Source organism: Brevundimonas vitisensis, from assembly GCF_016656965.1.
In the GTDB taxonomy this organism is placed as follows: domain Bacteria; phylum Pseudomonadota; class Alphaproteobacteria; order Caulobacterales; family Caulobacteraceae; genus Brevundimonas; species Brevundimonas vitisensis.
In genome coordinates, this window is record NZ_CP067977.1 from 2,225,956 (window position 1) to 2,237,742 (window position 11,787).

The window sequence follows — 11,787 nt, forward strand, 5'->3', positions numbered from 1 at the left end:
AACCTGTAGGACGGCGCAGGGGTTGCGCCAGTTGGGTCAGGACTGACGATGGCTTCGGCGCGCGATCCGGTGGTGGTGGGGGTCTATGCGACCCAGCAGGCGCGCAGCCTGCCGGGCCGGTCCTCGCACGAGCTGCTGATCGAGGCGGTCAAGGGCGCAATCGCCGATGCCGGGATCGATCGCCGAACCATCGACGGCGTGGCCCTGGACTGGCCGGGACCGGGCGGTGCGCCGGGCGATTCCGCCAGCTGGGCCCCCTATTTCAACGGTCGTCTGGGCTGGGTCGACAGCCACTTCATGGACACCACCGGCGTGCGCGGCGTGCTGAAGGCCGGGGCCGCCATCCGGGCGGGCCTGTGCGACACGGTGGTGATCGGCAGTGCACGGGCAGGACCGTTCAATACCACCGGCGCAGCGGTCGGCTCGGGCATGGGTCTGGAGTGGATCGACCCCTATGGCGCCTCGACCATGGCCTATTTCGCCCTTGTGGCGCGGCGACACATGCATCAGTTCGGCACGACGCCCGAACAGATGGCGCATGTCGCGGCTGTGATCCGCAATCATGGGCGGCTGAACCCCGAGGCGACCCTGCACGGCGGGCCAGAGGTGACAGTCGCCGACATCCTGGCCTCGCCGATGATTGCCGATCCCCTGCACCGGCTGGACTGCTGCCTGATGAACGAGGGCGGCCATGCCCTGATCCTGACCACGGCCGAGCGCGCGCGCGACCTGTCGGTCAGGGGGGTGACCGTGGCCGGCGGGGCGATGGAGTTCGCCCAGGGCAACTATATCAATCCGCCCCTGTATCGCGACGTGCGGACCCTGGGGGCAGAGGCTGTGGCGCGTGCCTTTGCCATGGCGGGCCTGACCGTTTCGGACGTCGATGTCTTCTGCATGTATGATCCGTGCTCGTTTGAGGTCCTGCGTCAGTTCGAAATGCTGGGCCTGTGCGCCGAGGGCGAGGGCGGGGATTTCGTCGCGGGCGACAGGCTGACCCTGACAGGCGACTGCCCGACCAATCTGGATGGCGGCATGCTGGCGGGCAGCTGGACGGGCACCAGCCAACTGACGGGCAAGGTGATCGAGGGGGTGCGCCAACTGCGCGGCGGCCTGGGAGCCCGCCAGGTCGAGGGGGCTGAGGTCGCCATCGTCACCAATGCCGGATCGGGGGCCCAGCATCTGGAAACCCTGATCCTGACCGGAGGGCGCTGATCGTGAGCCAGACCGCGTTCGACTTTCCCGTCACCGACCTGTCGCGACCCTATTGGGAGGCGGCGTCCCAAGGGCGTCTGACTGCGCCGAAATGCGACGACTGCGGGCGGTTCTTCTTCGCCCCCGAGATCGCCTGCACCCACTGTTTCTCGCTGAACTGGACCTGGAGCCCCGTCGCAGGTCAGGGCGAAGTCTACAGCTACACCACCATCCACCGTGCGCCCCAGCCGGGCATGGCCGCCCCCTATGTGCTGGCGGCGATCGACCTGCCCGAGGGCTTTGCCATGTTCGCCCACCTCGTGGATTGCCCGCCCGAGGCCCTGGCCTGCGGCCTGCCGGTCCAGGTCGACTTCCGCCCGCTTCACGACGGCCGGATCGCCCCCGTCTTCAAGCCCCGCTGAGTTCGCGCCCTATTGAGTTCACGCCCATGTCCGACGCCCTTCACACCCTGACGCTGCTGGACGTTGTTCAGGAGCATCGCCGGTCCTATCCGAACCGAACGGCCCTGGTTCAGGAGGGACGGCGCTATACCTATGCCGACCTGGAGGACCGGGTGAACCGGCTGGCCAATCTGTGGGAAGGGCTGGGCGTCGGGCCGGGTGAACGGGTTCTTTGGCTGGGCCAGAACTCCCTGGCTGTCCTGGAGGGGATCCTGGCCTGCGCCAGCCTGGGGGCCATGTTCTGTCCGCTGAACTGGCGCCAGTCGGCCGAGGAGATCGCCTTTGTCATCGACGACCTGAAGCCTCAGGTCCTGCTGTGGCACGAGGGTGAGATCGGCGAGGCCGTGCGCGGCGCGCGTGAGCTGGCCCAGTGGAAAGGGGGCACCTGGATCCATTTCGACGATGCCGGTCCCGACGGCTATGAGGCCCTGCTGGAAGGGGCCGATCCGGCGCGCAAGGATCGTCCCATCGACGTCCATGCCGGGACCCTGATCATCTATACCGCTGCCTTCGGAGGGCGGCCGAACGGGGCGATCACGACGCAGTCGGGCATCATGGCCCAGAACGTCAACATCATGCTGGTTCAGGGGCTGACCGCAGACACCATCTTCCTGAATTCAGGGCCGCATTTCCACATCGGGACCCTGATGGTCACCCTGGGCGTATTCCACGCCGGCGGGGCCAATGTGATGATCCGACGCACCGAGGTGGCGGTGATCGCCGAGGCTCTCCATGCCGAGAAATGCAGTCTGGCCTTCCTCGTGCCCAAGACGATCGAGGAACTGACCGCCTTCAACGCCGACGGGCGCTATGACCTGACGCACTTCCGCTCCGCCGCCATGCCCAGCGACCAGTATTCGATGATGGGCTATGGCCAGACCGAGGTTGGCGGGCTGTCGACCTGGGCTCACTACGACCGCAAGGCGATCAGCATCTTCGGCCGGTCCAGCCCCGTTGCCGTCAACCGTATCTTCGACGAGGACGGCCAGGAAGTGCCTGACGGCGAGGTCGGCGAGATCGGCGTGCGCGGCCCCATCGTCGGCCTGGGCTACTGGAACCGGCCCGAGTTGAACGCCCACCGCACCCGCTTCGGGTGGTGGATGACCAACGACCTCGGCCGGCGCGAGGCGGACGGTTCAATCAATTTCGTCGGGCCCAAGGTCCAGATGATCAAGTCGGGGGTCGAGAACATCTATCCGGCCGAGGTGGAAGGCTGTCTGAAGAGTCATCCGGCAGTGGCCGATGCCGCCGTCATCGGCGTGCCCGATCCCCGATGGATTCAGAGTGTGAAGGCCATCGTCGTCACCCGGCCGGGCCAAACGGTGGACGAGGCCGAACTGATCGAACACTGCCGGGCGCGCATCGCCTCCTACAAGAAGCCGCGGTGGGTGGTGTTTGTGGACGCGTTGCCGCGCACTCCGGCCGGTCCCATCGACTATGCCGCGCTTGACCTCGCCCACGGCGGCGGCGGCTATCCGGGCGGCAAGGATTACAAACACTGAGCGGAGACGGTCGATGGCGATGAGACTGCTGCATGTCGGCTTCGCCGTCCGCGACCTTGAGATGACGACCGCAGTCTGGCGCACGCTGTTCGGCATCCACTGGGAGCCGCCTGTCCGGCACGATCTGCCGGACCCCGACAGCGGCCCGGACCATGTCAGTCTGGTCACTCATGGGCGGACGGGTGATGGCGTCGAGCTGGAGATGGTCCAGACGGTGTCAGGCCCGACGATTGACGCCCAGGTGTTCGGCGATCGCGAGGGGATGTCGCACCTCGCGTTTCAGGTCGACGACCTGGATGCAGAACGCGCCCGCATGATCGCCGCGGGCGTGGAGGTCCTGGGCGAGGGATCGGCACCGCGCGCCGACTGGGTCTTTCTGCGTGATGCGCGCCTTGGCGGCCTTCTGGTCCAGCTGGTTCAGCTGCACAGAGATTGAGGAACCGCCGAGGCCCAAGCCCATTCCGGATAGGAGACACACCCCATCAGGAGATGCCCCCATGGCCGACAAGGTCCTGTCCCCCGCCGATGCCGAAGCCGAGTTCTGGAAGCATCTGAAGTCGTCCAACACCGGCATGCTCGGCCTGGACCAGCCCGGCTATCACAGCCAGCCGATGACCGCCTATCGTGAGGAAGAAACCGGCACGATCTGGTTCTTCACCCGCGACGACACCGACCTGGCCAAAGACGCCGCCGTTCCGGATCAGTCGGCCATGTTCACCTATGGCTCCAAGGACCAGGAGGTCTGGGCCTGCATCCACGGCACCCTGTCCGTCCATGGCCCGGACCGTCAGATCATCGACAAATTCTGGAACCCCGTCGTGGCGGCCTGGTACCCCGAGGGCAAGGACGATCCGCACCTGACCATCCTGCGCTTCGACGCCGACGACGGCCGAATCTGGGTGTCCAAACAGGGCCCGGTCAAGTTCCTGTATGAGGTCGCCAAGGCCAACCTGACCAAGACCGTCCCCGACGTAGGCGGCGTGGCGGACGTAAATCTGCAGTAGTCGGATCCGGGACTGCCCGCTCCGGTGGGCAGTCCCTCTCTGATCAGCCTGCGAAGCACCAGGCCAGGACGGCCTTCTGGGCGTGGATCCGGTTCTCGGCCTCGTCCCAGACGAGGGAGGCGGGGCCGTCGATGACGCCGTCGGTGACTTCCTCGCCGCGATGGGCGGGCAGACAGTGCAGGAAGGCGGCACCGGGGGCGGCCAGATCCATCAGGGCCTGATCGACCGTATAGCCATCGAAGGCCTCAAGCCGGGCCTCATAGTCGCCGTCACCCATGGAGACCCAGGTGTCGGTCACGACCACATCCGCCCCCGCCACGGCCTCGCGCGGGTCGGCCGTCAAGGACACGGCGCTTCCGCCGCGTTGCAGATCCACCAGGTCCGGATGGTATTCGGCGGGGCAGGCGACATTCAGGTGAAAGCCGAACTTCGGCGCCGCGTGCATGAAGCTGGCGCAGACGTTGTTGCCGTCGCCGACCCAGGCGATCGTCTTTCCGGCGATCGGTCCGCGATGCTCCTCGATCGTCATCAGGTCGGCCAGAATCTGGCACGGATGGCTGCGATCGGTCAGGCCGTTGATGACCGGCACGGTCGAGACCCGCGCGAAATGCTCGACGTCCTCATGGACATTGGCGCGGATCATCACCGCGTCCACCATGCGTGACAGCACCCGGGCGGTATCCTCGACCGGCTCGCCCCGGCCCAGCTGCATGTCGCCGGCATTGGCGATGATGCCGGACCCGCCCAGCTGGCGGATAGCGGCATCGAAGCTGAAGCGGGTGCGGGTCGAGTTCTTCTCGAAGATCATGGCCAGGACGCGGTCTCTGGCCGGGGCGTCGGCATCGACCCAGCCCATGGGGCGGCCCTTGCGGGCGGCCTTGCGGGCATGGCCGTCGTCGAGAATGGCACGCAGATCGGCCGCTTCCAGCCGATGAATGTCGAGGAAGTGGCGGACCATCGTCACGCTACCAGTTTGCCGCGCGCGAACTCGCAGGCCTTTTCGAACCGTTCCACGACCTCGCGGGCCTCGTCCAGGGTCAGGTTCAGCGGCGGCAGGATGCGGACCAGATTGTCGCCGCCCCCGGCCACCAGCAGCTGCGCTTCATCGCGGGCCCAGCCCATGAACTCGCGGTTGTTCGGGATCAGCTTGACCCCCATCAACAGCCCTTTGCCGCGCACCTCGACGATGACGTCGGGATAGCGGTCCTTCAGCCCGCTGAGCTGCTGCTTCAGATAGCCGGCGACCTCGTTGACATTGTTCAGGGTCGCTGCGCTGGCGATCTCGTTGAAGGCGGCCAGGCCGACGGCCATGGCCAGGGGGTTGCCCCCGAAGGTCGAGCCGTGGACGCCCACGACCATGCCGCTGGCCGCCTCGGTGGTGGCCAGGCAGGCCCCGATGGGGAAGCCGCCGCCCAGGGCCTTGGCGATGGCCATGATGTCCGGGGTCATGCCGCCCCACTCGTGGGCCCACAGCTTGCCGGTACGGCCCATGCCGCACTGGACCTCGTCGAAGATGATCAGGACGCCGTGCTCGTCGCACAACTGGCGCAGGCCGCGCAGGCAGACCTCGGGAATGGCGCGGCATCCGCCCTCGCCCTGAACCGGCTCGACGATGATGGCGGCGGTGGTCGGGCTGGCGATCGCGGCCTTCAGAGCCTCGTGATCGCCGAAGGTCAGCTGGTGGAAGCCCTCCATCGGGGGGCCAAAGCCGTTGGTATAGCTGGGGTTGGCCGCGGCGTTGATGGCCCCGTAGGTCCGGCCGTGGAAGCTGCCGTCAAAGCCATAGATGTCGATGCGTTCGGGCTGGCCCTTGGCCGAGAAATGCTTGCGTGCGGTCTTGATCGCGCATTCGACCGCCTCGGTGCCCGAGTTGGTGAAGAAGACGACATCGGCAAAGCTGGTCTCGCACAGCCGGTCGGCCAGGGCCTCCTGGCCAGGGATGCGGAAGATGTTGGAGACGTGCCACAGCTTTTCAGCCTGATCCTTGACCGCCTGAACCAGGGCCGGATGGGCATGGCCCAGGGCATTGGTCGAAATGCCCATGACGCAGTCCAGGTACTCGGTCCCGTCCGCCGCCCACAGACGCGCACCCTGACCGCGCTCGACCTCCAGCGGTGCACGGTTGTAGACGCCCATCAGGTGTTCGGTGGACACGGTCGGTCTCCGTAAAAGTCAGACGGCCCCGCCGCTGGACTGCGCCGGGACCGCCAAGGGAAAGGGTACTTGCCTTGTCAGGCGAGGGGCAGGGTGAGTCAACACTCTGCGGGCATCAGCTCTTCAGGCGCCAGCCCGACCGGAAGACCAGCCAGCAGGCGGTGGCCATGGCCAGGGTCAGGACGCCGCTGAGGACGACGCCGATCAGCAGCGACCCCTCGGCCTGGCCGATGAAGCCGGCGCGGAAGCCGTCGATCAGATAGAAGATCGGGTTCCAGTGGCTGATGGTGGCGAAGGGCTCGGGCAGGTTGTCGACCAGATAGAAGGTCCCGGACAGGAAGGTCATCGGCATGATGACGAAGTTCTGGACCGCCGCCAGCTGATCGAATTTCTGCGCCCACAGCCCGGCCAGAACCCCCAACATCCCCATCAGCAGCGAGGCGATCAGGCCGAACCACACGATCAGGGCCAGATTGGCCAGGCCCAGCCGCGCGAAGGGCGCGACACACAAGGCCGTCACCAGCCCGACCACGAGGCCCCGGGTCGCAGCCCCCAGCGAAAAGCCGACCGTCAGTTCCAGCGGGCTGAGCGGTGGGGTCAGGAAGTCGGTGGCCGTGCCCATGACCTTGGCCTGGATCAGGCTGGACGAGGCATTGGCGAAGGCATTGTTCAGAATGGCCATCATGATCAGGCCCGGCGCGACGAACTCTCCGAACGGCGTGCCGTGCAGCGGCGGCCGCGCGCCCTGAAGGGCGACCACGAACACCAGCATGTAGAGCAGGGTCGTCACCACCGGACCGGCTATGGTCTGGGCCCCGACCTTCCAGAAGCGCCGCACCTCGCGCATGTAGAGGGTTCGCACGCCGATCCAGTTGACGCCGTCGTAGCGACGCGGCTGGGGCAGGGCTTCGGGGCTTTGAGAGGCGAGATCGGTCATCCCGCGCAAATGCGCGGTCGCGGGCCTGCGCGCAAGGGTCGGGGGCACCCTATCGGCTCACCGAGCGAACGCTGATTCAAGATGTGGTTTCTGTGGACGATCTGATTCGCACATATTGCGTCCGTTAAGGAGTGCTTTACGATTAGTTGTGGGTTCGAGGCCGCTAACCAGTCGCCCGGCCCCAAATGTTGAATCAATCGCTGACGGAGGGTGTCGTGAACCTGGGCTGGACCGAAGACCGCGTCGGCGCGCTGAAGAAGCTTTGGCTGGAAGGCCAGTCGGCCAGCCAGATCGCCAAGCAGCTGGGCGGCGGCGTGACCCGCAATGCCGTGATCGGCAAGGTGCACCGCCTGGGTCTGTCGGGCCGGGCCGCTCCGTCGCAGCCGGCACGCACGAACTTCCGCCCGGCGCGCCCGCGTCCCGCCCAGGCTCCGGTGATGGCCCAGCCTTCGGCTCCGCGCCGGATCGAGGCGGCCCAGCCGCGCCCGGCCGTCCCCGTGGTGCACGAACCGGCCCCCGCGCCTGATCTGCCGGGCACCGCCACGGTGCTGACGCTAGGGGCACACATGTGCAAATGGCCGATCGGTGACCCGTCCTCGACCGAGTTCAGCTTCTGCGGTCGGCGCGCCTCCGAAGGCGTCTATTGCGTCGAACACGCCCGCGTCGCCTATCAGCCCCAGGTCCGTCGCGGCGCCAAGGACGGTGCTTCCGAACTGGCCCGTTCGCTGCGGCGCTACATCTAGGGCGCCAAGCGCGGTAGCCCACGATCACCAATGGATGCCCGCAAAGGACTTAGCGCCTCCCCGCCGGGCTCACCCCTTGCGGGGAGCGCGGCGGGGCTGAGGTCATTCGGGGTGGTGCAGCCCCGTTCGCCGGGACCCTAGTTCAGGACCCGCCGCGCTCCCGGCACATCCAGGCTAAAGGCCGGGATTTCGGCCTCGAAGGTGTGCCCCGCTTCATCCGTCATCGTATAGCCGCCGACCATGGAGCCTGAGGGCGTCGTCAGCGGACAGCCAGAAGCATAGGCATAGCGATCACCCGGCTGGATCACCGGCTGCTCGCCGACCACGCCGGGGCCGCGCACTTCTTCAACCCGGCCCAGGGCATCGGTGATCAGCCAGCGACGGGCGATCAGCTGGACCGGGCGGTCGCCGCGGTTTTCGATCTCGATCTGATAGGCCCAGACCCAGCGGCCGTCCTCCGGCGCCGACTGGCCAGCCAGGAAGCTGGGCCGGACGCGGACGACGATGCCTGAGGTTTCGGCGACATAGGCGGGGGTGTCATGCATGGGCGTACCCTCGTCCCAATGGCGGGTCGGTTCAAGCGGCGTCGCGCGTCGCGAGAGGTTGAGGCCTTCAGACAGGGGAGACGGCGTTCAAAACCGTGTATGTCGGGGTCATGCAAGCCTTCGAATCCTCCGTTTCGGGCATCCTGCCCTGCCAGTCCATCGAGACCCTGATCGCCACGGGCGCGATCGCGTCCGACACCCCGTTCGACACCGATCAGGTGCAGCCCGCCAGCCTGGACCTGCGCCTGTCCGACCGGGCCTGGCGGGTGCGGGCCAGCTTCCTGCCCGGTCAGCGCAAGGTCGAGGACCGGATCGCCGACGTCTCCATGCACCCGATCGATCTGTCGGGCGGCTATGTGCTGGAAAAGGGCTGCGTCTATATCGCCCGGCTTCAGGAGCGGCTCAGCCTGCCGCCCGGCCTGATCGCGCGCGCCAATCCCAAGAGCTCGACCGGGCGGGTGGACGTCTTCGTGCGTTTGCTGACCGACCGGGGCGCGGCGTTCGACGATGTGGACGCGGGCTATGAGGGGCCGCTGTATCTGGAGATCGCGCCCCAGACCTTTTCCATCCTGGTCCGGCCGGGAACGCGGCTGAATCAGCTGCGGCTGAAGGCGGGCGAACCGCCGCGCCTGGAGACCCGCAGCGTCGGGGTCGACCTGGATAGCGGCGAAGGGGGCATCGTCGGCTTCCGGGGGCGGCGTCATGCAGGCGTGGTCGATCTGGACAGGATCGACGGCCACGATCCGCGCGACTTCTGGGAACCGCTGTCGGCCCCGAAGGGCGAGCTGCTGCTGGATCCGGGCGAATTCTACATCCTGGCCTCACGCGAGGCGGTTGAGATTCCGGTCATGCAGGCGGCCGAGATGACGCCGATCGACCCGTCGGTGGGCGAGTTCCGGGTGCATTACGCCGGCTTCTTCGACCCCGGCTTCGGCACGGACGAGGCTCATGGAGCAGGATCAAAGGGGGTGCTGGAGGTGCGGACGCACGACACGCCCTTTTTGCTGGAACACGGCCAGATCGTCGCGCGTCTGGTCTATGAGCCCCTGACGATGCGGCCCGACCGCCTGTATGGTGAGGGCGGCAGCCACTATCAGCGACAGGGGCTGAAGCTGAGCAAGCATTTTAGGGCTTGGAGGTAGCGATGGACGAACCAGGCAAACGTCGGCATCCGCGCGACCTGAAGCCGCGCGAGTATCTGTTCTTCATCATCTTTTTTGTCGGCTGTACGGCTTGGATGTTGGCGAACCAGCCTCACTGAGCCAGCATGCCGCCGTCGATCTTGAACTCGGAGCCGGTGACGAATTTGCTTTCGTCCGAGGCCAGGTAGAGGACGCAATAGGCGACGTCGTCCGGTTCGCCGATCCGCTTCAGGGGGATGCCGCGTGCCAGCCGCTCGTGCGCCCTGTCCTCGTCGCCGCCGGCCATGGCGATGAAGGGGTCCAGGATCGGGGTCTTGATGAAGACCGGATGGACCGAGTTGGCACGCACGTTCCACTCGGCCTTGGCGCATTCCAGGGCGACGGTCTTGGTGTACATCCAGACGGCCGCCTTGGTGGCGTTATAGGCCCCCATGCCGGGCGCCGCCGCCAGCCCCGCCACCGACGAGATGTTGACGATCGAGCCTGCGCCCGACGCGCGCAGGTGCGGCAGGGCGTATTTGCAGCCCAGCATGATGCTCTCGATATTGACCGCCTGGACCGTGCGCCAGTTCTCGAGCGAGTCCTGTTCGGCCCAGACGAACTGGCCGCCGATGCCGGCATTGTTGATCAGGATGGACAGGCCGCCCATGGCCTGGACCGCCGCCTCGACCACACTTGCCCACTGACCTTCGTCCGTCACGTCCTGGGCAAAGGCGAAGGCGCTGCCGGCAATTTCGGCATTGATGGCGGCGGCCAAGGCCTCTGCACCGGCCAAATCCATATCGGTGACGGCGACCTTTGCGCCTTCGCGGGCCAGCATCCAGGCCATGGCCTGACCCAGGCCCCCGGCGGCCCCGGTGATCAAGGCCGTCTTGCCCTCGACCCGTCCCTTACGTGCGATGCTCATGATTGGGTTCCCTGGCTGGAGGCGATGTCGTCGATGAAGCGGGCCATCCGCACGTCCCGCTCGGTCAGACCGCCCGCGTCATGGGTGGTCAGCAGGATGTCGACGCGATTGTAGACATTGGACCATTCGGGATGGTGATCAATGGTCTCGGCCAGCAGGGCCACGCGCGTCATGAAGCCGAAGGCGGCGTTGAAATCGGCAAAGCGCAATGACCGTTCGATCGCCGTGCGGTCTCCGGCATGAGCGCGCCATTGCGGCAGATCGGCCAGAACCTGGTCCAGGTCGAGCGGCGTTTGTGCCATGGCGTTTTCCTCTTGTCCCTGACCCTGCCTATCGCGGTGTCGGCACCCCTACAAGGTCACGCAGCGGCAACTGCGACCGGGCCTGGAACACGGCACAAGCTCTGGCGTTACCAAGCGTCGCCGTTCGCAAAAGAGCCTCGTCATGGACAATCTGTGGATTTCCCAACTGGAGCCTGCCGATCGTAAACGGATCGAGCCGCACCTCAGCGAGAAGGCCTTTGCTGCGGGCCAGATGCTTTACGACGCCGGCGAGGCGGTCGACGAGGTCTGGTTTCCGATGCGCGGCGTGGTCTCGCTGATGACGGTGCTGCCCGATGACCGCATGGTCGAGACGGCGGCCATCGGGCGCGAGGGTCTGGTGGGCGTGACCTGTGGGCCGTTGAACGCGCGGGCGGCCAGCCGTGCGGTGTCCCAGCTGGAGGGTGTCGCGGCCTGCTGCCCGGCCGATATCTTCTCGGCCGCCCTGGAAAAGAGCGAGCCCATGCGGATGGCTCTCGCCAAATTCACCGAAAGCCTGTTCGCCCAGGTTCAGCAGACAGCCGCCTGCAATGCGCAGCACAAGCTGGACGAGCGTCTGGCCCGGTGGTTGCTGACCTTGCACGACCGGGCCGATGAAGATCGCTTCAACCTGACTCAGCAGGATATCGCGGGCATGCTCGGTGTGCGGCGCGCCACGGTGTCGGAGGTCGGGGCCGAACTGGAAGGGCGACGCCTGATCAAGCGCGGGCGCGGCTGGGTGGAGGTCCTCGACCGCAAGGCTTTGGAGGGGGCGGCCTGCGGTTGCTATGCCATGATGCGGGGCGTGATGAAGGATCTGGGCGTGCCTCGTCCCCGTCACGGCCGATAGCCGCAAGTGTCGCAAAGAGCCGCGACGACGCAGCCCGGTGACGCCAGCCTCG

Annotated in this window: 14 protein-coding genes; 8 read left to right on the forward strand and 6 right to left on the reverse strand. The window is 66.7% G+C overall.

Annotated features, from left to right (window positions below):
• Positions 1–48: 48 nt before the first annotated feature.
• The 5 genes from JIP62_RS11330 (at position 49) to JIP62_RS11350 (ending at position 4,158) form a co-directional block, all read left to right on the forward strand.
• Positions 49–1,212: a thiolase family protein gene (locus JIP62_RS11330; protein ID WP_201102290.1), complete on the forward strand. Its 1,164-nt coding sequence runs from the start codon at positions 49–51 to the stop codon at positions 1,210–1,212.
• 2 nt (positions 1,213–1,214) lie between these two features.
• Complete coding sequence (locus JIP62_RS11335) at positions 1,215–1,613, forward strand: Zn-ribbon domain-containing OB-fold protein (RefSeq protein ID WP_201102291.1); 399 nt, start codon at positions 1,215–1,217, stop codon at positions 1,611–1,613.
• Between the two features lie 26 nt (positions 1,614–1,639).
• Entirely contained in the window at positions 1,640–3,154 is a 1,515-nt protein-coding gene (locus JIP62_RS11340) for an AMP-binding protein (RefSeq protein ID WP_201102292.1), read from the forward strand.
• A gap of 13 nt (positions 3,155–3,167) precedes the next feature.
• Entirely contained in the window at positions 3,168–3,590 is a 423-nt protein-coding gene (locus tag JIP62_RS11345; protein ID WP_201102293.1) for a VOC family protein, read from the forward strand.
• Between the two features lie 61 nt (positions 3,591–3,651).
• Positions 3,652–4,158, forward strand: coding sequence for a pyridoxamine 5'-phosphate oxidase family protein (locus JIP62_RS11350; RefSeq protein WP_201102294.1), 507 nt, complete (start codon positions 3,652–3,654; stop codon positions 4,156–4,158).
• A gap of 43 nt (positions 4,159–4,201) precedes the next feature.
• Here JIP62_RS11350 and argF read toward each other — a convergent pair whose 3' ends face one another.
• The 3 genes from argF to JIP62_RS11365 all read right to left on the reverse strand — a co-directional run bounded on the left by argF (position 4,202) and on the right by JIP62_RS11365 (position 7,249).
• A complete protein-coding gene (gene argF, locus JIP62_RS11355) occupies positions 4,202–5,122 on the reverse strand; it encodes an ornithine carbamoyltransferase (protein ID WP_201102295.1) in 921 nt (306 codons plus the stop codon).
• Positions 5,119–6,294, reverse strand: coding sequence for an aspartate aminotransferase family protein (locus JIP62_RS11360; protein WP_201104723.1), 1,176 nt, complete (start codon positions 6,292–6,294; stop codon positions 5,119–5,121). Before JIP62_RS11360 ends, argF begins: the two co-directional genes overlap by 4 nt.
• A gap of 133 nt (positions 6,295–6,427) precedes the next feature.
• Entirely contained in the window at positions 6,428–7,249 is an 822-nt protein-coding gene (locus JIP62_RS11365; RefSeq protein ID WP_201102296.1) for an ABC transporter permease, read from the reverse strand.
• A gap of 221 nt (positions 7,250–7,470) precedes the next feature.
• Here JIP62_RS11365 and gcrA point away from each other — a divergent pair, with 221 nt between their 5' ends.
• Positions 7,471–7,992, forward strand: a complete 522-nt coding sequence (gene gcrA / locus JIP62_RS11370) for a cell cycle sigma 70 cofactor GcrA (RefSeq protein ID WP_330999968.1) — start codon at positions 7,471–7,473, stop codon at positions 7,990–7,992.
• A gap of 137 nt (positions 7,993–8,129) precedes the next feature.
• On the opposite strand, the gene apaG is transcribed toward gcrA, so the two are convergent.
• Positions 8,130–8,537, reverse strand: a complete 408-nt coding sequence (apaG, locus tag JIP62_RS11375) for a Co2+/Mg2+ efflux protein ApaG (protein WP_201102298.1) — start codon at positions 8,535–8,537, stop codon at positions 8,130–8,132.
• 110 nt (positions 8,538–8,647) lie between these two features.
• Here apaG and JIP62_RS11380 point away from each other — a divergent pair, with 110 nt between their 5' ends.
• A complete protein-coding gene (locus tag JIP62_RS11380) occupies positions 8,648–9,679 on the forward strand; it encodes a 2'-deoxycytidine 5'-triphosphate deaminase (RefSeq protein ID WP_201102299.1) in 1,032 nt (343 codons plus the stop codon).
• Positions 9,680–9,791: 112 nt separating this feature from the next.
• On the opposite strand, the gene JIP62_RS11385 is transcribed toward JIP62_RS11380, so the two are convergent.
• Entirely contained in the window at positions 9,792–10,586 is a 795-nt protein-coding gene (locus JIP62_RS11385) for an SDR family oxidoreductase (RefSeq protein WP_201102300.1), read from the reverse strand.
• Entirely contained in the window at positions 10,583–10,888 is a 306-nt protein-coding gene (locus JIP62_RS11390) for a 4a-hydroxytetrahydrobiopterin dehydratase (RefSeq protein WP_201102301.1), read from the reverse strand. The genes JIP62_RS11385 and JIP62_RS11390 overlap by 4 nt, the downstream gene beginning before the upstream one ends.
• Positions 10,889–11,030: 142 nt before the next feature.
• On the opposite strand from JIP62_RS11390, the gene JIP62_RS11395 reads away from it, so the two are divergent.
• Positions 11,031–11,735 carry a Crp/Fnr family transcriptional regulator gene (locus JIP62_RS11395; RefSeq protein WP_201102302.1) on the forward strand — a complete coding sequence of 235 codons (705 nt, stop codon included), beginning with the start codon at positions 11,031–11,033 and terminating at the stop codon, positions 11,733–11,735.
• The last annotated feature ends 52 nt before the right edge of the window (positions 11,736–11,787 follow it).